The sequence below is a fragment of the Mycobacterium paraffinicum genome (assembly GCF_001907675.1).
Classification (GTDB): Bacteria; Actinomycetota; Actinomycetes; order Mycobacteriales; family Mycobacteriaceae; genus Mycobacterium; species Mycobacterium paraffinicum_A.
The window spans coordinates 76,992-98,316 of record NZ_MPNT01000009.1; the positions used below are offsets into that span (position 1 = coordinate 76,992).

20 protein-coding genes and 1 tRNA gene are annotated in these 21,325 nt (G+C 66.3%); 8 read left to right on the forward strand and 13 right to left on the reverse strand.

Features of this window, described 5'->3' with window-relative positions; translation table 11 throughout:
• Positions 1-3,384 carry a pyruvate carboxylase gene (locus BRW65_RS12105; RefSeq protein WP_073874850.1) on the forward strand — a complete coding sequence of 1,128 codons (3,384 nt, stop codon included), beginning with the start codon at positions 1-3 and terminating at the stop codon, positions 3,382-3,384.
• Here BRW65_RS12105 and BRW65_RS12110 read toward each other — a convergent pair.
• Genes BRW65_RS12110 through BRW65_RS12120 form a run of 3 tightly spaced genes read right to left on the reverse strand, consistent with a single transcriptional unit; the run spans position 3,381 to position 6,839 of the window.
• Positions 3,381-4,289 (reverse strand): HpcH/HpaI aldolase/citrate lyase family protein, encoded by a 909-nt coding sequence (locus BRW65_RS12110; protein ID WP_073874852.1) that lies wholly within the window; start codon positions 4,287-4,289, stop codon positions 3,381-3,383. The two genes, BRW65_RS12105 and BRW65_RS12110, sit on opposite strands and share 4 nt — an antisense overlap.
• A 14-nt stretch (positions 4,290-4,303) precedes the next feature.
• Positions 4,304-5,488 carry a CaiB/BaiF CoA transferase family protein gene (locus BRW65_RS12115; RefSeq protein WP_073874854.1) on the reverse strand — a complete coding sequence of 395 codons (1,185 nt, stop codon included), beginning with the start codon at positions 5,486-5,488 and terminating at the stop codon, positions 4,304-4,306.
• Positions 5,481-6,839: an LLM class flavin-dependent oxidoreductase gene (locus BRW65_RS12120; RefSeq protein ID WP_073874856.1), complete on the reverse strand. Its 1,359-nt coding sequence runs from the start codon at positions 6,837-6,839 to the stop codon at positions 5,481-5,483. Before BRW65_RS12120 ends, BRW65_RS12115 begins: the two co-directional genes overlap by 8 nt.
• A 67-nt stretch (positions 6,840-6,906) precedes the next feature.
• On the opposite strand from BRW65_RS12120, the gene BRW65_RS12125 reads away from it, so the two are divergent.
• Positions 6,907-7,554, forward strand: a complete 648-nt coding sequence (locus tag BRW65_RS12125; protein ID WP_073874858.1) for a GntR family transcriptional regulator — start codon at positions 6,907-6,909, stop codon at positions 7,552-7,554.
• A gap of 225 nt (positions 7,555-7,779) precedes the next feature.
• Here the strand turns inward: BRW65_RS12125 and BRW65_RS12130 are convergent, their stop codons facing one another.
• Positions 7,780-8,415 (reverse strand): TetR/AcrR family transcriptional regulator, encoded by a 636-nt coding sequence (locus BRW65_RS12130; RefSeq protein ID WP_208611797.1) that lies wholly within the window; start codon positions 8,413-8,415, stop codon positions 7,780-7,782.
• Positions 8,416-8,492: 77 nt separating this feature from the next.
• Here BRW65_RS12130 and BRW65_RS12135 point away from each other — a divergent pair, with 77 nt between their 5' ends.
• Together BRW65_RS12135 and BRW65_RS12140 are read left to right on the forward strand one after the other, a co-directional pair.
• Complete coding sequence (locus tag BRW65_RS12135) at positions 8,493-9,287, forward strand: SDR family oxidoreductase (protein WP_073874860.1); 795 nt, start codon at positions 8,493-8,495, stop codon at positions 9,285-9,287.
• Positions 9,284-9,745 (forward strand): nitroreductase family deazaflavin-dependent oxidoreductase, encoded by a 462-nt coding sequence (locus tag BRW65_RS12140; protein WP_073874862.1) that lies wholly within the window; start codon positions 9,284-9,286, stop codon positions 9,743-9,745. The genes BRW65_RS12135 and BRW65_RS12140 overlap by 4 nt, the downstream gene beginning before the upstream one ends.
• A gap of 209 nt (positions 9,746-9,954) precedes the next feature.
• Here the strand turns inward: BRW65_RS12140 and BRW65_RS12145 are convergent, their stop codons facing one another.
• The 7 genes from BRW65_RS12145 to BRW65_RS12175 all read right to left on the reverse strand — a co-directional run bounded on the left by BRW65_RS12145 (position 9,955) and on the right by BRW65_RS12175 (position 15,579).
• On the reverse strand, positions 9,955-10,926 hold the full coding sequence (locus BRW65_RS12145; protein ID WP_073874864.1) for an LLM class flavin-dependent oxidoreductase: 972 nt from the start codon (positions 10,924-10,926) through the stop codon (positions 9,955-9,957).
• A 1-nt stretch (position 10,927) separates the two neighbouring features.
• Complete coding sequence (locus tag BRW65_RS12150; RefSeq protein ID WP_073874866.1) at positions 10,928-11,407, reverse strand: VOC family protein; 480 nt, start codon at positions 11,405-11,407, stop codon at positions 10,928-10,930.
• A gap of 15 nt (positions 11,408-11,422) precedes the next feature.
• Positions 11,423-12,172 (reverse strand): SDR family NAD(P)-dependent oxidoreductase, encoded by a 750-nt coding sequence (locus tag BRW65_RS12155; RefSeq protein WP_073874868.1) that lies wholly within the window; start codon positions 12,170-12,172, stop codon positions 11,423-11,425.
• On the reverse strand, positions 12,169-13,410 hold the full coding sequence (locus BRW65_RS12160; RefSeq protein WP_073874870.1) for an MBL fold metallo-hydrolase: 1,242 nt from the start codon (positions 13,408-13,410) through the stop codon (positions 12,169-12,171). The genes BRW65_RS12155 and BRW65_RS12160 overlap by 4 nt, the downstream gene beginning before the upstream one ends.
• A gap of 19 nt (positions 13,411-13,429) precedes the next feature.
• On the reverse strand, positions 13,430-14,701 hold the full coding sequence (locus tag BRW65_RS12165) for a sulfotransferase family protein (RefSeq protein ID WP_073874872.1): 1,272 nt from the start codon (positions 14,699-14,701) through the stop codon (positions 13,430-13,432).
• A 72-nt stretch (positions 14,702-14,773) separates the two neighbouring features.
• The gene (locus BRW65_RS12170) at positions 14,774-15,160 is read right to left on the reverse strand and encodes a DUF2237 family protein (RefSeq protein ID WP_067268590.1); all 387 of its coding nucleotides are present in this window, start codon (positions 15,158-15,160) and stop codon (positions 14,774-14,776) included.
• Positions 15,161-15,246: 86 nt separating this feature from the next.
• Entirely contained in the window at positions 15,247-15,579 is a 333-nt protein-coding gene (locus BRW65_RS12175; protein ID WP_073874874.1) for a PE domain-containing protein, read from the reverse strand.
• Between the two features lie 163 nt (positions 15,580-15,742).
• On the opposite strand from BRW65_RS12175, the gene BRW65_RS12180 reads away from it, so the two are divergent.
• The 4 genes from BRW65_RS12180 (at position 15,743) to BRW65_RS31270 (ending at position 19,711) form a co-directional block, all read left to right on the forward strand.
• Positions 15,743-16,189, forward strand: coding sequence for a TM2 domain-containing protein (locus tag BRW65_RS12180; RefSeq protein ID WP_073874876.1), 447 nt, complete (start codon positions 15,743-15,745; stop codon positions 16,187-16,189).
• A 115-nt stretch (positions 16,190-16,304) separates the two neighbouring features.
• Positions 16,305-17,438, forward strand: a complete 1,134-nt coding sequence (locus BRW65_RS12185) for a 1,4-beta-xylanase (protein ID WP_073875073.1) — start codon at positions 16,305-16,307, stop codon at positions 17,436-17,438.
• An 81-nt stretch (positions 17,439-17,519) separates the two neighbouring features.
• Positions 17,520-19,157, forward strand: coding sequence for a DUF4185 domain-containing protein (locus BRW65_RS12190; RefSeq protein ID WP_073874878.1), 1,638 nt, complete (start codon positions 17,520-17,522; stop codon positions 19,155-19,157).
• Between the two features lie 32 nt (positions 19,158-19,189).
• The gene (locus BRW65_RS31270) at positions 19,190-19,711 is read left to right on the forward strand and encodes a hypothetical protein (RefSeq protein WP_347876620.1); all 522 of its coding nucleotides are present in this window, start codon (positions 19,190-19,192) and stop codon (positions 19,709-19,711) included.
• Between the two features lie 23 nt (positions 19,712-19,734).
• On the opposite strand, the gene BRW65_RS32275 is transcribed toward BRW65_RS31270, so the two are convergent.
• Together BRW65_RS32275 and BRW65_RS12200 are read right to left on the reverse strand one after the other, a co-directional pair.
• Complete coding sequence (locus BRW65_RS32275) at positions 19,735-21,129, reverse strand: hypothetical protein (protein ID WP_244168071.1); 1,395 nt, start codon at positions 21,127-21,129, stop codon at positions 19,735-19,737.
• Between the two features lie 103 nt (positions 21,130-21,232).
• A tRNA-Ser gene (locus tag BRW65_RS12200) sits at positions 21,233-21,322 on the reverse strand.
• Between the last annotated feature and the right edge of the window lie 3 nt (positions 21,323-21,325).

Consider the following 21,325-nt stretch of genomic DNA (forward strand, 5'->3'; position numbering starts at 1 on the left):
GTGTTCGCGAAAGTTCTGGTCGCCAATCGAGGAGAGATCGCGATCCGCGCGTTTCGCGCGGCCTACGAGTTGGAACTGGCCACCGTGGCGGTCTATCCCTACGAGGATCGCAACTCCGTTCATCGACTGAAGGCCGACGAGTCCTACCAGATCGGCGAGCAGGGGCACCCCGTCCGTGCCTACCTGTCGGTCGACGAGATCGTCGAAACCGCGCTGGCCTGCGGAGCTGACGCGATCTACCCGGGCTATGGCTTCCTGTCGGAGAACCCGGACCTGGCGGCGGCGTGCGCGGCGGCGGGCATCACCTTCGTCGGCCCGAGCGCGGAGGTGCTGGAACTCACGGGCAACAAGTCCCGAGCCGTCGCCGCCGCCCGGGAGGCCGGCCTGCCGGTGCTCGCCTCCTCGGCGCCTTCAACGTCGGTGGACGAGCTGCTGACGGCCGCCGAGTCGCTGACGTTTCCGTTGTTCGTCAAGGCGGTCGCCGGCGGCGGCGGCCGCGGCATGCGCCGGGTCACCGACCCCGCCGCGCTGGCCGAGGCGATCGAGGCGGCAAGTCGCGAGGCCGAATCGGCGTTCGGTGACGCCTCGGTGTTCCTCGAGGAGGCGGTGCTCAACCCCCGCCACATCGAGGTCCAGGTGTTGGCCGACAACCACGGCAACGTCATCCACCTCTACGAGCGCGACTGCAGCGTCCAGCGCCGACACCAGAAGGTGATCGAGATCGCGCCGGCCCCGAACCTGGATCCCGAACTGCGCCAGCGCATCTGTTCCGACGCGGTGAACTTCGCCCGCAGCATTCGTTACACGTGCGCGGGCACGGTGGAATTCCTGCTCGACGAACGCGGCCAGCACGTGTTCATCGAGATGAATCCGCGCATTCAGGTCGAGCACACCGTCACCGAGGAGATCACCGACGTCGACCTGGTGTCCGCCCAGCTGCGAATCGCCGGCGGAGAGACGCTGGAAGAGATTGGTCTGAGCCAGGATTCGGTGGTCCCGCACGGTGCGTCGTTGCAGTGCCGCATCACAACCGAGGACCCGGCCAACGGCTTTCGCCCGGACACCGGCCGCATCACCGCCTACCGCACCCCGGGCGGGGCGGGAATCCGGCTGGACGGCGGGACGACGCTGGGCGCGGAGATCAGCGCCCACTTCGACTCGATGCTGATCAAGCTCACGTGTCGGGGCCGCGACTTCGCGACGGCCGTGCGGCGCGCCCGCCGCGCCGTCGCGGAGTTCCGCATCCGCGGCGTGTCGACGAACATCCCGTTCCTGCAAGCGGTCCTGGACGACCCGAGCTTCCAAGCCGGCCGGGTCACCACGTCGTTCATCGAGGACCGCCCGCAGCTGCTCACCGCACGCGGCTCCGCCGACCGCGGCACCAAGATCCTCAGCTACCTGGCCGACGTGACCGTCAACAAGCCGCACGGTGAGCGCCAGTCGGCGGTCTACCCCCACGACAAGCTGCCCGAGATCGACCTGACCGCGGACCCACCCGAGGGCTCCAAGCAGCGCCTGGCCGAACTCGGGCCCGAACGATTCGCGGCCTGGCTGCGCGAATCGCACGGCGTCGCCGTCACGGACACCACGTTCCGCGACGCGCATCAGTCCCTGCTCGCGACGCGGGTCCGCACAAGCGGCCTGGTCACGGTGGCGCCCTACATCGCGCGGATGATGCCGCAGCTGCTCTCGATCGAATGCTGGGGTGGGGCGACCTACGACGTAGCGCTGCGGTTTTTGAAGGAGGACCCGTGGGAGCGCCTGGCGGTGCTGCGGGAGGCCGTGCCGAACATCTGCCTGCAGATGCTGCTGCGCGGCCGAAACACGGTGGGCTACACCCCCTATCCGGAGACGGTGACCACGGCCTTCGTCGAAGAAGCCGCCCGCACCGGAATCGACATCTTCCGGATCTTCGACGCCCTGAACAATGTCGACTCGATGCGGCCCGCCATCGACGCGGTTCGCGAAACCGGCTCCGCCTTAGCGGAAGTCGCGATGTCCTACGCCGGCGATCTGAGCGATCCGACCGAGACGCTCTACACGCTCGACTACTACCTGAAGCTGGCCGAACAGATCGTCGAGGCGGGCGCACACGTCCTGGCGATCAAGGACATGGCCGGGCTGCTGCGGGTGCCGGCAGCGACGACACTGGTCACGGCGCTCAAGTCGCGGTTCGACCTGCCGGTCCACGTGCACACCCACGACACCCCGGGCGGACAGCTGGCGACCTACGCGGCGGCGTGGCACGCCGGAGCCGACGCCGTCGACGGCGCCGCCGCGCCGCTGGCGGGCACCACCAGCCAGCCCGCGCTGTCATCGATCGTGGCAGCCGCGGCGCACACCACCTACGACACCGGGCTGTCGCTGGAGGCGGTGTGCGAATTGGAGCCCTACTGGGAAGCGCTGCGCAAGGTGTACGCGCCTTTCGAGTCCGGCCTGCCGGCCCCGACCGGCCGCGTGTACCGCCACGAGATTCCCGGGGGTCAACTGTCGAACCTGCGCCAGCAGGCCATCGCGCTGGGGTTGGGTGACCGCTTCGAAGAGATCGAAAACGCTTACGCCGGAGCCGATGCCATCCTCGGGCACCTGGTCAAGGTCACCCCCTCCAGCAAGGTGGTCGGCGACCTGGCGCTGGCGCTGGTGGGCGCGGGCGTCAGCGCCCAGGAATTCGCCGAGGATCCCGCGCGCTACGACATCCCGGAGTCGGTCATCGGCTTTTTGCGAGGGGAGCTTGGTGACCCGCCCGGCGGGTGGCCGGAACCCCTGCGCACCAAGGCGTTACAGGGTCGCGGTCCGGCCAAACCGGAAGAGCGGCTGTCGGGAGACGACGAAAAGGCGCTGGGCACCGCCGGCCCCGTGCGCCAGGCGGTGCTGAATCGGCTGCTGTTCCCGGGGCCGACTCGCGAACTCGAGGAGCACCGCGAACAATACGGAGACACCTCGCAACTGAGCGCCAACCAATTCTTCTACGGGCTCCGCCAGGACGAGGAGCACCGGGTGGAACTGGAGCGCGGCGTGGAGCTCCTTATCGGTTTGGAGGCCATCTCCGATCCCGACGAACGCGGCATGCGGACCGTGATGTGCATCCTCAACGGCCAGTTGCGCCCGGTCGTGGTACGCGACCGCGGCATCGCCGCGGACGTTCCCACCGCCGAAAAGGCCGATCGGAACAACCCCGACCACATCGCCGCCCCGTTTGCCGGTGTTGTCACGGTGAGTACGAACGTCGGCGATGAGGTCGAGGCGGGGCAAACCATCGCGACGATCGAAGCGATGAAGATGGAGGCCGCCGTGACCACCCCCAAGGGGGGCAAGGTCGCGCGGATCGCGGTGTCCGCGACCGCCCAGGTCGAGGGCGGCGATCTGCTGGTGGTGGTCAGCTAGCCGTTTCGGATCAGGGCGGCGCGTGCCAGCGTCGCCTGCGCCATCTTCACGTGCGCGGCGTCGACCAGGACACCATTGACGCCCACCGCTCCCCTACCCCTGGCCTCGGCTTCCCGGTATGCCGCGAGATTTGTCTCGGCGCGGGCTATTTCGTCGGCCGTCGGTGCGTAGATGCGGTTGGCGACGGGGACTTGGTCGGGATGGATCGCCCACTTGCCGGTGTAGCCCATCAGCGAGGCCCGCCGGGCGTCACGCTCGTAGCCCGCCAGGTCGCGGTAGTCAGGGTATGGCGCGTCGATCGCGTCGATGCCGGCGATCCGCGCGGCAACGATCACCTTATTGCGCGCGTAATGCCAGAAATCACCGGGGTATTCGCCGAGCGGGGCGAAGTTGGTGTCTACCCGCGCGCCCTGCGACAAAGAGAAGTCGCCCAAGCCGAAGATCAATGCGTCCAGCCGGGGGCTGGCCAGGGCGATCTCTTCGGCGTTGGCCAGCCCCTCGACTTCCTCGATGAGGACTTCGAGCCGAATTTGCTTGCCCAGTCCTAGTGCTGACTCGAGCTGGGTGAGCAGCACGTCGACCCACCAGACGTCGCGTGCGCGGCGGGCCTTCGGGATGATGACGGTGTCGAGGTTTTCGCCGGCCTTGGTCACCACGTCGATCAGGTCGGCGTGACACCAGCGGGTGTCCAGGCCGTTGATCCGCACCGCCCGCGCGGTGTGACCCCAGTCGAGGTCGTTGAGCGCACTGATCGCCTTGGCGCGTGATGCCTCCTTGACGGCGGCGGGCACAGCGTCCTCAAGATCGAGGAATACCAGGTCGGCGCCGCACGCGGCCGCCTTGGCGAACATGTTGTCGTTGCTCGCGGGGACGGCGAGCTCGGAGCGGCGGAGAAGTTGCGTCATCGAATGTCCTTTTGTTACAGCACGCCTCGTGCGCGCAGGTCGTCGATCTGCGTTGCGGCCAGTCCGAGCAAGTCGCCGTAGATCTCGGCGTTATGCTCGCCCAAGCGCGGCCCAAGGTGACCGACCGTCCCGGCCGCCGACGAGAATCGCGGGACGGGGGCCTGCACCGTCATCGGCCCGAGCTGTGGGTCCTCGACGGCGACGAACACCTCCCGGTGCGCGAGCTGATCGTCGGCCATCAGGTCGCGGATGTCGTAGACCGGGGCCGCGGCCACGTCGTGCGCCTCGAAGACCGCCATCGCCTCCGAAAGCGTTCTGCTGGCAACCCAATCGGCCACCACCCGGTCGACCTCGCTTGCACGGGCCAGGCGTCGCTGTGGGTCGGCAAAGTCGGCGTCCCGTAACAGGTCTTCGCGGCCGATGGCGCGGAATACCCTCAGCGCCAACGCCGGTGAACTGCCGGACATGGCCAGCCACCGCCCGTCCGTGGTGCGATAGGTGTTACGCGGGGCAGAGATATCCCACCGGTTGCCCGAGCGCTCCGGGACCAGTCCCAGCTGGTCATAGCCCAGCAGGGTCTGTTCGAGCAGCCGGGCCAGCGGATCGATCAGGTTGACGTCGATCAGCTGCCCCGGCCCCCCGTGCACGTCACGGTGATAGAGCGCCATCAGCACCGCGTAGGCGGCGTTCAACGACGCGACGCCGTCGGCCAGCATGAACGGCGGCAGCGTGGGTGGTCCACCGGCCTGGCCGGTGATGTGGGCGAACCCGCTCATCGCCTCACCCAGCGTGCCGAAACCCGGCCGCTCGCTTTTGGGTCCACTGAGCCCATAGCCGGTGATGTGCAGCATCACCAATCGGTCGTTCACCGCGCGCAGGCTCTCGTAGTCCAGGCCCCACTTCCGTAACGTTTGCGGCCGGCTGTTGAAGATGGCGACGTCGGCCCGCTCCACCAACCGGCGCACCAGCTCCTGCCCCTCGGCGCAGCGCAGGTCCAGCGTGATGGATCGTTTGTTGCGCGATATGGACTTCCACATCAGGCCGATCCCGTCGCGCTGGTTGCCCCAACCGCGGATCGGATCGCCGCGCTTGGGCTCTTCGACCTTGATCACGTCGGCGCCGAATTCGCCGAGGTAGGTCGCCACCAGCGGGGCAGCGGCAAGGGTGGCGAGGTCGAGCACCCGGAGGCCGTCAAGCACCGGCGGTCACCCGGGCGTTCGACGGGCGTTCCAGCCCGAGGTGGCCCCGCAGCGTCGACGCTTCGTACCGGGTCCGGAACAGGCCTCGTCGTTGCAGTTCCGGGACAACCATGCGCACGAGGTCTTCGAATGCGCCGGGCAAATGCGTTGCGGCCAAGACGAACCCGTCGCACGCTTCGGTCTGGAACCACTCCGCCATCTGGTCGGCGACCTGCTCGCCGGTGCCGACGAAGCGGGGACCTTGCAAGAGGGTGGCGCGGTGGTTCGCCAGATCGCGCAGGGTCACCGTGTCCCCACCGATGTGCGCGCGCAGGCTTTGCACCAATCCGCGGATGCCGGACACCGATGCCAGGAGTTCGTCGGTCACCGGATCGTCCAGGCCATGTTGCGCGAAGTCGTAATTCGTCAGTTCCGACAGGAGCGTCAGCGACGCCATCGGATGGACCAGGTCGTTGAGGAACAGGGCTTCGCGGTCTTTGGCGTGCGCCTCGGACTCCCCGACCACGGCGTAGGCCATCGGGCAGATGCGCACCGCCGCGGGATCGCGGCCCGCGGTGGCGATGCGCTCCTTCTGATCCGCGTAATGGCCCCGCGCCACGTCGATCCCCGGATCGCCGGTGAAGATCAATTCCGCCCAGCGCGAGGCGAATTCGCGACCTCTGCCCGACGATCCGGCCTGGATGATCACGGGCCTGCCCTGGGGGGTGCGCGGCACGGTCAGCGGTCCGCGCGCGGAGAAGTACGGGCCGACATGCGCCAGCTCGTGCACCTTGCCCGGATCGGCGTAGCGGCCGGCCACCCGGTCGTGCAGCACGGCGTCGTCCTCCCACGTGTCCCACAACCCGGTCACCACGTCCAGGAATTCATCGGCGCGGTCGTAGCGTTCGTCGTGGCCCAGGTGGGCGTCGAGACCGAAGTTCTGCGCTTCACGGTCGTTGACCGAAGTGACCACGTTCCAGGCTGCGCGGCCCCCGGAAAGGTGATCGAGCGTGGCGAAAGTTCTCGCGACGTGGAACGGCGCGTAGTAGGTGGTCGAGTACGTCGCACCCAGCCCGATTTTCGAGGTGGATTCGGCCAGCACCCCGAGTACCACGCCGAGGTCGAGCTTGACCGGGCGTGCGCCGTACGACACCGCGTCGGCCACCGAGGCGCCATAGACGCCCGGCATCGCCAGCCGGTCGTCGAAGAACATCAGGTCGAAGCAGCCCTCTTCCAATTGTCGGCCGATCTTGGCGTAGTAGGCGGCGTCGAGGTACCGGTGTTCCGTCGCGGGGTGCCGCCACGAGCCCGCGTACACGGAGGTGCTGCCGGCCTGCATGAACGCCACGAGCGCCATCTTGTCGGTTCGCATAATTGGAATCTAACATCTGATATTTCAGATACCAAATGTAGGATTTGTAATTTGGTATCCTTCGCAGATGGCAGCGATCGACATCTCCGGAACGGTGCGAGAACGTGCCGCCCGTGAACTTCGGGACCGCATTCTGACCGGCGCACTGCCGGCCGGGTCGCGGGTCGACCTGGATGCGATCACCGAGGAGTTCGCGACCAGCCGGACACCCGTGCGTGAGGCGCTGCTAGAGCTTTCGTTCGAGGGCCTGGTCCAGGTGGCGCCGCGCAGTGGCGTGACGGTGCTCGGCATCAGCCCCGACGACGTCCTCGACAGCTTCACCATCTTGGGGGTGCTGACGGGACAAGCGGCGGCATGGGCCGCCGAACGGATCGAACCCGAGGAGCTGCAGACGCTGCGGGAGCTGGCGGCCGACGTGGTTGCCCGATCCGGTGACGACAGCATCGGCGAGGCCAACTGGCATTTTCACCAGATGATCCACCGCGCCGCGCATTCGCCCCGGTTGCTCACTCAGATCAAACAGGCATCACGCGTGGTGCCGAGCAACTTCCTCACACTGTTCCCGGAGCACGAAAAACATTCGCTCGATGAACACCAGGAACTGCTTGACGCGCTGGGCGACAAAGACGCCGAACGGGCGCGCACGATCGCAGAACGGCATGTCCTCGACGCCGGCCGTTCGCTGGCCGACTGGTTGCAGCGCCGCGAAGCCTAGTTGTTGCTCGACAAGAGGTCGTTGACGTCCGGGGTGGAGTCTGGATACATCACACGGTCTGCATTCTGCGCTTGTGGGCGTCGATGGTTGGTGTCCAATGCGGGTGCCGAAAGGCGGCATGCGGCGGGCTTGGACGTGTCGCGCTCGGGCACACGTGCGCCGGGTGCCCCGACCCAGCCGGCTTGCTCGCATGATGCGGCCCCGCAAGCCTGGGGATGCGGCGGGTCAGTTGCGGGGACGTCGTCGTTCGCTTTTGCGGGCCGGGGTCCATGGCCATGCTGTTGCCGCCAGCGCGGCGGTCGCGCGCAGCTCACTGCGGGTAGCGCCGTCGCGGGCTTGGGCGGCCATGCCCTGCATAACAACGCTGGCGTAGAGCGCTAGCGTGTGGGCGTCGGCCGCCGCGTCGAGTTCACCGTGAGCGATGGCGCGGGCGATGACGGTCTCAAGTTGTTTGAGGCTCTGAGCACGCTCGTCGCCCAACAGCTGCGCGACCTCGGGGCAGGTGCAGTTGACGGCGGCATTGATGATCAGGCAGCCACGTGGCTTGTTCGGTCGCGTGTATGAGTCCGCGGCGTCCTTGAGCAGTCGCGCGATGCCGGCGCGCAACGTGGGCTCCTCGGTCAGGGCGCGGGCCATGTATCCGTGGTAGGTGCGCTTGTACCGGTCGACAACCTGGGCGAACAGCTCGCGCTTGCTGCCGAACGCGGTGTATAGGCTGGGCGCTTCGATATCGACGGCCGCTGTGATCGTCCTGGTTGTCGTCGCGTCATACCCGTGTTTCCAGAACAGCTCCAGCGCAGTGTCCAGTGCTGCCGTTCGGTCGAATCCCGGAGGTCGCCCCCGCTGTGCTTCCTGCCTCACACCATAATTGTATAGCGTGCGCTAAAGAAGACTGTTAACGTCGTTCCGTAACAAGCGCTAAAGAAAGGTGGCACGAGATGGCGACGTTGACGGGCAAGACCGCTTTGGTCACTGGCGGAGGGCGGGGCATCGGCCGGGCGATCGCTTTGCGCCTCGCGCGCGAGGGGGCCGTCGTGGCGGTGCACTACGGAACCAACGAGGCTGCCGCAGCGGACACCACCGCCGCGATCACCGCAGAAGGTGGCCGGGCCTTCGTCATCGGAGAATGTCTGGGTTCGACCGGTGACGCCGAAAGGCTGTGGAGCGCTTTCGATGACGGTATCAGCGCGCACGCCGATTCGACCGGAGTGGACATTGTCGTCAACAACGCCGGAACGGCCCTCTACGGCACCATCGAGACGGTGACCGCGGAGGATTTCGACCACGTGACCGCGGTCAACGCCAAGGCTCCGTTCTTCATCGTCAAGCACGCGCTGACCCGCATCCGTGACGGCGGGCGGATCATCAATATCTCCTCGGGCGCCTCACGGGTGGCCTCTCCGCTTACTATCGCGTACTCGATGACCAAAGGCGCAATCAACGCGTTCACCCGCACGCTCGCGCTGGAGCTTGCGCCACGCGGCATCACGGTCAACGCGGTGGAGCCCGGAATCGTCAAGACCGACATCACCCCGTGGCTGGCCGATGAACAGATGAGCGCCCAGGCCGCCGGATGGTCGGCGTTCAACAGGCTCGGCGAGCCCGCCGACATCGCCGATGTGGTCGCTTTTCTGGCCTCCCCCGATTCTCGGTGGATCACCGGGCAATTCCTCGACGCCTCCGGCGGCCTCCTGCTCGGCCCCACCGTGCGAATCGGAGAGGGCGTCGCGTGAGAACACTGGACGGCGAATACGCTCCTAGCCCAATCGATTTCGTCAGCGAACAGGTACGCCGGTACGAGGACAGCGACGGCCGCGAAGGCGCCACCCTAGAAGGGCGACCCGTCATCATCTTGACCCACCGCGGAGCCAAAACTGGCAAGTTGCGCAAGACGCCGGTGATGCGGATCCCGCACAACAACGGCTATTTGGCAGTGGCGTCCTATGGTGGCGCCCCCATCAACCCGGCGTGGTATCACAACCTGCGTGCGCATTCCCTAGTCGAGGTACAGGACGGCGCCACGATCACCACCATGACAGCCCGTGAGGCGTCCACCGCTGACAAAGCAGAATTATGGCCCGTCTGCGAAGCGGCTTGGGCACACTTCCCCGAATACCGCGCCAGCGCCGCCGCCCGGGAGATCCCGATATTCGTGCTGGTACCAATCGAACTGACAGGTGGCGATCAATGACCCAGTCCCGAGTCCTGCGCACCCCCGATGATCGCTTCACTGATTTGGACGGGTGGCCATACCAAGCGCGCTACGTAGCCCGCGGAGGCGGGGCGGACAACGGCGCTGTGCGTATCAATCATATTTTGTGCAACGCCGGGGGACCCTTTTTGAGCGCTGATCGTGCCGGCCCGCATACCCCGTATTCCCATGCACAGCTCGAGGTTTGGCTACCTAAGCGCGGGCAGCACCTTGTCGGTGAGCAGCTGGACCGACTTCCAGGCCTCGTCGACGGGCATGCCACCGACCAGGGGGTGCAGCACGAGCGGCCCGTAGTTGTCGGCGGCGCGCACCTCCGCGATCAGCTCGTCGGGGGTCAGGAAGCGGTACCGCCCCGACGCCCTGACCTCGTCCAGCGTCTGCACGCCGGGCAAATGCATGAGGGACCGCTGATCGGTCGCCCACGCGCCGTAAGTGACCGCCTCCCAAAGGATGTGGTCGCCGAGTTCCGACCATGCCCGGTCGGGGTCCTCGTGCAGGAAGATCATTCCGCGGTTCACCGGCCCCGGCATGAGGATGAGCGGCGTCATGCCGGCCTCGGCACACAGCTCGCGGTAGTAGGCGGCGATGTCGGGCAGGTGATCCGCCAGGCTAAGCGGCAGCCGGAAGCGCACCGCCCGTCGCGCCGTGGCCCGCGCGCCGCCACCGACATACAGCGGGGGGTGCGGTCGGGTCCAGGTGCCGGTGCATATTCCCGCGTCGGCATCGGCGCCCGCCCACACAGACAGCATCCGTTCGAGCAGGCTGTCCATCAGCGCGCCCCGCTGCGCGAAATCGGTTGCCATGGCCTGGTATTCGACGGGACGGTAGCCGAGGCCCACCGTGGTGTGCAGCCGGCCCCGGCTCATGTTGTCGACCAGTGCGATGTCCTCGGCGAGCCGAACCGGATTCCACAGCGGGCCCAACGCGCAATCCACGCTGGCGATCAGTGTCGAGGTCCGGGCCAAGAACATCGCGGCCGCCATGATGGGGTTGCAGCTCCAGCCGTGTCCGGTCGCGTGATGCTCGTCGACGCTGATGGAGGTGATGCCGTGCGCCTCGCCCCACTGCGCCAATTCGAGGGCGGCCGACAACAGCCCGCTTTGCGTGCGGGGTTCGCCGTGCGGGGAGGCGAAGTTGAAGCGCAGCACCGTCAGCAACACGTCACGCCTCCTGTGGGGCGGCCATCGACTGCAGGAAGGCGGGGAAGTCCGGAAACAGCGAGCGATCGACGATCTCGATGCGTGCACCGGAAGAGTCTGTGTAGTAAGCGAATAGCCCAAGCTCGGAGCCGGACACGTCGGCCGTCATCTCAAGAGTGAAGCCGTTGGCCTCCAGCGCTCGGGCGCTGGAGACGAGGTCGTCACTGAAGTAACCGAGGTGGTGAACCGCGTTGCCCGGCGCGGACATCCACGGGCTTTCGGGCACCTCTTGCACCAGTTCCAGGTGCGGGCTCTGCAGGGAGTAGGCGATCGTGGAGGTCAACTCGCGGACGCCGGTCGGGGTGCGGAACGGCAGGGTGTAGGTCATCGGGGTGATCCAGCGATAGCCGGCCAGCGCGCTCAGCCGCGCCATCGCCGCATCGAGGTCGGGAACGATGACGCCGGTGTGGTAGAAATCCTCGGGGCGCAGCGCAATTGTCATGTCTCTCCTCGATTTTCAGACGCAGTCCGACGCGGCGTCGACGACGAACACCGCGCCGCTGGTGTAGCTGCTCTGCTCGGTGCACAAGAAGGCGACGGTGGGGGCGATCTCACCGACGGAACCGAAGCGGCGCAACGGGATGTGCGCCAGCTCGGACTCGACCAATTCGGCCGAGCCGTGCATGGGTGCGGTCATCGGGGTGTCGATGGCGCCCGGCGCCACCGCGTTCACCCGGATCCCCTTGCCGGCCCACTTGACCGCGAGGTTCCTGGTGACGCAGACGACCCCGGCCTTTGCCGCCCCGTATCCCGGCACCAAGGGCACGGCCCGCAGCGCCGACATCGATGCCAGATTCACGACGCTGGCGCCGCCGGCCGCGGTGGACGCCTTCAACGCGCGGTAGAGCCCGACCGTCAACCGGTAGGGCCCGGTTAGGTTCAGCGCGACCGAGGCCTCGAATCCGTCCGGCTTCGATTCGTCAAGTCCGCTAGGGAAATTGGCACCGGCGTTGTTGACCAGTACGTCGAGGGCGGTGAACTTCTCCGCCAGCGCGTCCACCGAATCGGGATCGCTGATCTGCAGCTGGTGATACTCCATGCCGGACAGGTCGGCCTGGTAGTCGGCCGCGGCCGGCCTGGTTCCGGTGATCGCGACGCGGGCCCCGGCGTCGCGGAACAAGGCGGCGGTCGCGTGCCCGATCCCACTGGTGCCCCCGGTGATCAGCGCGGTGGTGCCGGTGAAGTCGAAGCTGACCCGAGCCGTCATGAGTTCCTCGCTATCTGGTTTCTGAGCCACGCGGTCTCCCAGAAGTTCGCGCTGCTCGCCAGGAGTTCTGCATGGGCGTCACGAAGCACGGCCCGCGCCCCCGCGTCGTCCGACGGGAGTAGCTCGGCGAGGTGGATGGCGTGCAGCGGGCGGCCGGCGGCAAGGTGTTCTCGCGCGCGGCCCACTAATGCCTCGGCCCCGGCCAGTTCGACGACGTCGGCGGCGACGGCGTCGAACCCGACCGGATAGAGCTCGGTGGTCGACTCGTGGTGAAACCAGCCGGAGTAGTTTTCCCAGACGGCCCGCACGTCCCAGGCCACCTTTCCATAGCCTTGCCCCACTTCGTATTCCGCGGGCAGCGTGATCTCGCGCATCAGTGTTCGCACGTCCTTACCGGCGTTCATCCCCTCTACCGTCTGGTCGTGGACGTACCGGATCGCGTCGCGCAGCCGGGTCAGCTCGGCGTGAATGCGCTCGGCGCCCGCTACCGGCTCGAAATGACCGGTCACCAGGAGTTCGGGGCGCAGGTCGCGCACCCTGTCCACCGACGAAATGGCTGTCAGGGCATCGCGATACCGGTCGCCACGCATGGTGACCAGGTTGGGAATGTGCCCGAACAGCGGACCGAAGACGTTCCCGCACAGGCAGACCCGCTCGTCCGGCAGCCACACCACCAGCGAGTCGGTGGTTTCGCCGCCGGGCACGGAGATCAGTTCCAACCGCCGGCCGCCGACCTCGAGCGTCAGGGTGTCTTCGAAATCGAGATCGACGACGGGAACGCTCTGGCCGGCCAACCGGGTACTACCCAAGCGCCGTTGGATGGCTTGGATTCCGGTCGCCAGGGTGTCTTTGAACGCGAAGGCGCTGCGGCTGGCGCGGTACCGGATGAGGCGTTCGTTGTCGTCTCGCCACAGCGTCCAATTCGCCTGGGCGACGACGGTCGTCTCCGGGTCGCGCACGCTGTCCAAACCGCCGACATGGTCGACGTGGCCCTGCGTGAAGACGATGTAGCGCACCGGCGATGAATCGACGGCGTCGAAGTTCGCGCGGTGCACCGGTCCCTCGAAACCCATGCCGGTGTTGACGATCACCCGGCCATCAGCCGTGGTGATCAGGTAGGAGTTCGACAGCCCGGGCGAACACCACAAGCCGGGCGCGATCTCCTCCGCCCGTTCGGCGGACGCGGGTCGCATGGCGTCGGCGCCTGGCCGGCTGCGGTAGACCGGATCGAAACTCATCGCTGTGGCTGCCCTCCGGCTAGGTCTCGGCCTGGACGTCGAACTTGTCGAAGTAGAAGTCGAAACGCCCGCGCAACTCGTCGGGCGTGACGCCGAAGTGCCGGTGCAGGTCGTAGCGAATGCGGCCGTGTTTGCCCCGCGGGTTGCCGTCCAGGTAGTTCTGAAAGCGCGCCCGCACTTTTGGTGTCAGTTCGACGCCTCCGCGGCGGTAAAGCCGCTCGAGGACCGGCATTTCGTTGCCGTTCAGCTGATGGAAGCTGATGTCGATGCTGCTTTCGGCCGGCACCAGCTCGCGGTCGCGCACGCACGCGCCGAGCAGCCGGTGCACCCGGTCGCTCCAATACTCCACCAGCCAGTCCGGCTCGATGCTGGTTCGGCGCAGTCGATCGGAGTAGGCCATCATCGTGATCGCCGACTGGATCACCGCGACCGGATCGCGGTGCGTGAAGGCCACGGTCGCGTCGGGAAACGTCGCCATGAGCGGGCCGAGTTGCTCACAGTGCTGCGGGCTCTTCAGGATCCAGGTCCGCGGGCCCCGTAGGAAGGTCAAGGCCTGCAGCACCTTCCGCAAGTACGCGTAGTGCCTGGTTTGGTCGAGGCCCAGGTAGTAGTCGCGCCAGTCCGGCACGCGCGCATGCCATTCCAGGACGTAGGCGGCCAGATCGAGATCGAGGAGCTCGACCTCTTCCTCGATCGCCTCGGGGTACCGGTCGTGCATGGCGGCGACCACCGGTGCGCTGGCCATCAGCGCGTCGTGCTCGGATTTGGCCCGCGCGTAACGCGGGTCGACGCCGGAGATGTCGGGGCCCTGTCCCCGGGCGGGGATGGGTTCTTGGCTCTCCCAGTACGGCAACGCGCGCCGGCGCGGGTCGGCGGCAATGAGATTCACCAGATGCGTGGTGCCCGAACGGGGCATTCCGACGACGATGAACGGCTTCTCGATAGGGATCGCTTCGATTTCGGGGTAGCGCCGGAGGAGTTCGGTCAGCGATAACCGGTTGCGCAACAGACGCACGACTCGTTGCCGCAGCGAGGACCGCGTCAGCTGGCGCAGGCCGTCATCGCCTTCGATCGCGGCGACGTGTGCGGCGAGTCGATCAGCGAAGCCGTCGCCGTCGTCGAGGTCGGCCCCCCTTTTCAGCCCGGCCTGCTCGATCGCCTCCGCAAGCATCCGGTCGATGTCGAAGTCGACGACTTTGGCCTCGGTGAAGTCCAGAATCTGGCGTTGGACGTCGGTCAGCTTGGGCGCGGTGAGGTCATCGAAGTCGATGTCATCAACGGCAGAGCCCACCGGATCCTCTTTTCGACGTGTCGTCGAACTGAAATATGACACAAGGGCCAGGCGTCGATCTGCCGTGGCCCCCTATAGGTTCGCCAAGTCGTCGGGCACGTCGACCTTGTGTTCCTGCAGCGTCTCCAGCGGCACCACCTCAAGCGTGCGCTCGTGCGTGGAGGCCAGCACCACCGGCGCCGCGCAGCCATCCTGGTGCGCACGAAGCCAGTTCAGCGCGGTGACGCACCAGCGGTCGCCGGGCAGCAGGCCGGGGAACCGGTATTCGGGGACCGGTGTCAGCAAGTCATTGCCGATCGAACGCTGGTGCTCGAGGAATTCGGCGGTCATGACCGCACAGATGGTGTGCCGGCCGATGTCCTCGGGTCCCGTCGAGCAACAGCCGTCGCGGTAGTAACCGGTCAGTGGTTCCGTGCCGCACGGTTCCAGCGGGCCGCCTAACACGTTTCGATCGGGCACGGTTTCAGTATCGCGCTCTCGGGGGTGAAGTTTGAAGCAACCTTGCCGTCTCCGCCGGCGCAAATTTGCCCGGGCGGCGCTGGGGACTATCCGGCCATCGGGTAGGCCGCCAGCGGGCGCACGCCAAGCACGCTGCCCGCCGCCGCGGCGTCGACCTCGGAGTACATCCGCGCGATGTCGACCACCGCCGTGCCCATCCGGACCAGCTCTTCTTGCGCCGCGGTGTTAAGCGCCAGGAAGGCGGAGGCTTCGGCGGCGAACGCGAGGGCCGCCTGCGCGGACACCTCGTCGGCCCCGGCCGGCGGCAATGCGGTGGTCGCCGGCGATGCGGCGACACCGGCCTGGAGGCCTTGCGTGGCACCGCGGACAACGTCCGTCCCGATCCCGGCGGCGGCCGCATCGAATGACAGTGCCTGCACGGAGTGCTCCTCACCGGGTCGTGATGATGTCGTGATGATGTCGTGATGATGTCGTGATGCGATAGTAGTAATAGGAAACAATTTGTGTCTACAAATCTTTATCTTGGACATGGTGGTCGTGGCCCGGTGGACGCCGTGCCGGCGCGGGTGTTAACTCGGGCCAATGTCGACGCCGAACCCGCCGGGAAGCCCCTCCGATCAGCCACCTTGGGGCCGGCAGCCGCCTGGGCCTCCGCCGCCGCCGGGATTTCCTCCGCCCCCGCAGCCCTATCCCGGCTATCCGTCGTATCCCGGCTATGCCGGTTACGGCGATCCCCAGGCGCCCTATGGCCGCGACCCCGTTACCGGACTGCCCCTGTCGGACAAGTCGGCCTCGACCGCGGGCTTGTTGCAGCTGTTCTTCGGGGTGTTCGGCGTCGGCCGCTTCTACCTCGACTCGACTCAAATCGCCGTCGCGCAGTTGTGTCTCGGCGTCTTCGGCACGCTGTTCACGCTGTTCTGCTTCCTGGGCTTTCCCGTCCTGCTCGCGGCCGTCATCTGGGCCATCGTCGACGCGATCATGATGTTCACCGGCAGCGTCAAGGACAATTACGGCCGCAAGTTGCGCTAGCCGGCATCGTGCCGACGGGTGCCAGGTGACGGGGCGATAACAATTCCCCCGTCAAGCTGGTGCGACGCGCTGAGCAAATCCCGGGGAAATGGCCGGGAAAATTTATCGTCACATCGTGCAACGACGAACGGCCCTTCAGCTGCCGCTTTTGCTGGCAGCAGGCACCGCGCTCGCCCGGGTGCCGCGCGCCTCGGCGGAGGAGGCGGGCCGATGGCCCGCCGAACGCGCCAACCGTTGGTATCAGGCGCAGGGCTTCCTGGTCGGGTCCAACTACATCACCTCGAACGCGATCAACCAGCTGGAGATGTTTCAGCCCGACACGTTCGACCCGCGGCGGATCGACGCCGAGCTCGGCTGGGCGAGGTTCTACGGGCACAACACCGCCCGGGTGTTCCTGCACGATCAGCTCTGGGCGCAGGATCAGCGGGGTTTTCAGACGCGGCTGGGCCAGTTTGTCGACATCGCCGCGCGTCATCGCATCAAGCCGCTGTTCGTCTTCTTCGATTCGTGTTGGGATCCGGCACCGAAGGCGGGCCGACAGCGCCCGCCGACGCCGGGCGTGCACAATTCGGGCTGGGTGCAAAGCCCGGGCGCCGAACGCCTTGGCGATCCCCGGTATGCGGCCGTCATGCGCGACTACGTCACCGGGGTGTTGACGCAGTTCCGCAACGACGACCGCGTCCTGGGTTGGGACCTGTGGAACGAGCCGGACAACCCGGCGAAGGTGTACCGGAGCACCGAGCGCGGCGATAAGGAACAGCTTGTGGGGAACCTGCTCCCCCAGGTGTTCCGGTGGGCGCGCGCCGTCGATCCCAGCCAGCCGCTCACCAGTGGTGTGTGGCGCGGCGATTGGGGACAACCCCAGGGGCGCAGCGCCATCAGCGACATCCAGCTCGCCAACTCCGACGTGGTCACGTTCCATTCCTATGCCGAACCCGGCGGCTTCGAGTCCCGGATCGGCGAGCTTGCCCCGCTGGGCAGGCCGATGCTGTGCACCGAGTACATGGCCAGGCCAAGGGGCAGCACGGTGGAAGGAATTCTGCCAATTGCCAAGCGCCACAACGTCGGTGCCATCAACTGGGGTCTGGTCGCCGGCAAGACCCAGACCTACTTTCCGTGGGAATCCTGGGACCACCCCTACACCGCGATCCCGAAGGTCTGGTTCCACGACCTGCTCCGCCCCGACGGCCGGCCCTTCCAGGACACCGAGGCGCTGACGACCCGGAAGCTCGCCGGCACCCAGGCTTAGAGCGCCGCTGTTCGGTGAGCCGAAACGGCCGTCCTTCGCTCGTTCTGCGGTAGTAGCGTTGAGCCGGAGAAGGGGGTGGCGATGACTCTGACTCATCTGAGCGAACCAGAGCTGATCGCCTCGGCCGGGGGCGATCCGTGGGCGATCAACCACGGCCTGCAGGCGGGTAGCCCGTTTCAAATTTCACGGCTGGCCGAGGCGTTTTATGCCGCGGGCCGACACACCGCCGAAGCCGACCACGCCTTCCGCATGGCCCAGAAGCGCTTCGGCGAGTCGTGGAACCACCAGAACGGCGACAACCCGATCAACGACTCCGCGGAAGTGCAGCGGTTGACGAAATCCCTTGGCGCGCAATCGGAGCAACTACCGAAGATCGGCGCAGACTTGGAGAACATCGCCGCATCCTTGGCCGACGCCCAGAAGCAAGGCGCCGCCGAGATCGCTACCTTGGACCACCAGTTGCATTGGCTCGATGAGCTTTATGGCGCCGCGCAAGCCGATCTGCGCGACCTCACCCTTCCCCCGAAGGAGGTAGCGAAACTGCACATGATCATGGACGCGGCACACGCCGACGCCGTGGACGACGTCCGCGACGCGGTGAAGCAGATGAACTCGATCCGAGGCGCATACGCGGACGCCTTGCACAAAGCGCTGGCCTCCTTACACAGCGAGGGCTACGACCCGCCCGCCACCATCGACGACACGTTGGAGCAGCCGTTGCGGGGTCAGGTGCGAGATCTCGGACCCATCGCCGGCACCGGTGCCGTCCCTGGCATTCCGGGGATCGGCGCAGCAGATCTAGGCGAGATCGTCGAGGTGCCCGGGCAGCCGGGGAAGTTTCTCGCAGTCTTTGGGGATTCGTTTTCCGGCAATAAGGTTGGCGAGGGTCAGCATTACCGCTCCGTTGCCGTACCGGTGACCTTCGACGCCGACGGACGCCCGCACTTCGGAGCGCCGCTGACCGGACCGGAAGGCAGCGGTACCGAACTGTTTCCCATTCCCAAAGATGCGGACGGCGTCACCGACACGCTGCCCGCGGGGACTATCACTGCGGGCGGGAAAACTTACATGATGGTCACGGGCACCAAGGGAGATCTTCAGCCCGTGGGATCGTGGCTGGTGGAAGTCAATGGCGACCCGGGCAAGGGGTGGACCATGGTGCGGGATTCATACCGCGCGGCGGGACAGGCGCCCAGTCAAGTCAGCGGTTATAAGGGCTCGGACGGCAAAGTCTACATTGCCGCTGATTCGTTCGACCGAAGCCGAGGTATCACCATGTACCGCGCCGATCCCGACCAAGTGTGGGATCGCAAGAGTTGGCAGCCATGGACCGGGACTGATTGGGGCAGTCCGACGGACCGACCAATGCAAGTGACCAACGATCGCTACGGCGAACTCAGCTTTCGCGAGGTAGGCGGCAAACCTGTCCTGTCGGGTTTCAACGTGGATGCACACGGTGGAAGTGTCGAGGTACGTGTCGGCCTGAGCCCGACGAGTGTGTTCAATCCAGACATAAACCCAACAATGGTTGTCCAGAACGGCGATAGGGCCGCTCCGAACTACATGCACCAACCGTACGGGGGATATATATTACCTGGCTCGACGCTTGATAACCTCAGAATGTTTGTTAGCGAATGGAACACATCGAAAGGCCCGGACCATCAACCGATCGGCGCTCCATATGATACCCGGGAATTCCAAGTGAATCTTCACCAATGATCACAGCTTTTTCGTTACTCGTTAGGATGAGCATGCTGTTTCTAAATCGTTTTCGGGTCATCGGTTTGGCGGCCGCCGCTTTATTACCTGCGTGTACGGCGCATGCCGACCCGCCCAAGTTTCCCGATCTGAGCAAATACGCCGCCGCCGCACCCGCTGACTACACGATCGAAGTTCCCAATCCCGGACGGCCACCACTCCCGACCGTTTACTTCCTTACGCCTGACGGCATAGTGTGCAACTTTTTGCCCGATCAAGCGCAATGCAGTGGAAATAATTTCCCGTCGGTACCTGCCGCTACTGGCAACTCGAATGCCAGTCGCGCCGCGGTGAATTGGATAGGGACGACGACTGGACTAAAGCAAACTAATGAAGGGGAGCCATCTCGTGTGATTGATGACCAACCCATCAAAACGCTTCCTCCGTTTCACGCCATTACGGTAAACGGCGTTATTTGCGGAGTGGACGACTCCGGCATGACCGCATGCAAAGACCCACAGGGGCGTGGCTTTGTACTGTCGCCGCACGGCTCCGGGTGGCTGCCCCATGTGTGAGAGGGGCGTCGGAAATCTGGTTCTCACACGGCCTTGATCCTGCGAACCGTCTCGGCGAGGAGCTCATCGAGGGCGCTTAGCGGCAGGGGCGGCGTGTCGCCCTTGAACAGCCACCCGCCAGCGCTCGAGCTGCTGACGACGATCAGTCCCCGCACCTGGGTGACCCTCAGCGCCTCGACGCCTTCGCCACACATGCTGTGACCGCGGACATCAACCTCCCGCATCCACCGGTGGGTTAACCGCACCGTGTCCTCGCCTTCGGCGAGAGCCGAATCCGTCTGGAGGGCCTGGCGGTTCTCTCGGTCCCCGCAGACTGCCGGCTTCTCCGCCAAACGCGCGGTGCACGTACCGATTTCACGCCGGAGGTCGGCCAGGAAATCGTCACCGGCTTGCGCCCGGCCGATCATGACTTTGGGCCTTGGTGGTTTCCCGGGGGTGTCCCACTTCGACTGGTTGAAGTCCTGCCAACCGGCCTGCGAGTCGTAGCGCGGGGCGGGGACGCGGCCACCGGACGGGCAGAGCGACCACAATGCTCCGCCTGGCTCGCCGGTGAGGGCGCCGTTGTCGGCGGAAGCGGTCGCAATGCCGGTGTCGACCGACAGCGCCGGAAGCAGCGTCGAGATCTGGGCTTGGCTCCAGTCGGCGAGCCCGGGCGGCAGCGCCGACCGCGGCGGCGGTCGTCCCGACGCGCCGATCAATTCCGCCAGGAGCTGGTTACGCGAGGCCGCAGACGGATCGGGCGTGCGGTACCAGGCCTGCACGGTTACCCCGCTGGGAAGCAGCGTCGCTGCCATATTGACTATGGAGGGCCACTGCAGACTGGTGTCACCCGACTGATACTGCGTCAGCTTTTCGCTGGATGCCCCGATCAGCCAGCCTTGGACGCCAGCGTTGTCCATGGAGTGGGCGACGGCCCACATGGGGCATCTACGAACCCAAGCGGCCATGTCACCCGATATGTCGTCGCCATCGCTCGCAACAGCGAACCGCATCCGAACGAAATCACCGCCGTGTGCCGGGAATCGATCGCGTGCGGAATGGCCATTGGCGTCTCTAGCAGGGTTGTACTCGACATCCAGTTCCGGCTTATCCGTCGCGCCGAACCTCGGCAGACGTTGGCACTCCTCGGGAATCGACTCTCGACCCCAGAAGGGCGGCTCGGCCCCGAATTCGCGACGCGGCTGGTAGACGGCGACACCGTTGAAGGGGTTGTCCTGAATGTCGGCCAGCCCGGGGACGCAGCGCGCCAACCGATCTGGCGCGCAATCTTCGATTGCGGTCGGCGCTGCCGTGAGCGTCGCCCGACTCGAAGTCGAATCCTGCTTGTGGTGGGTGCAGGCACTCGAGGCCGTCAGGAGCACCGCGACCACGCCAAGCCTCGCGGCGGCACGGATGAAACCCCCAACAACCGGCGCCACGGGGGCGACTCTACGTCACTGGTGTGGTCGCGACGGCTCCCGCGCGCGGACATGAGAGGCACCCGAGAACGGCCTTCCCCGCCGTAGCGGGTGTGAAGGTCTTTGGCGGTGGCGGAGGGATTTGAACCCTCGGACGGTGTTAGCCGTCACACGCTTTCGAGGCGTGCTCCTTAGGCCGCTCGGACACGCCACCGCG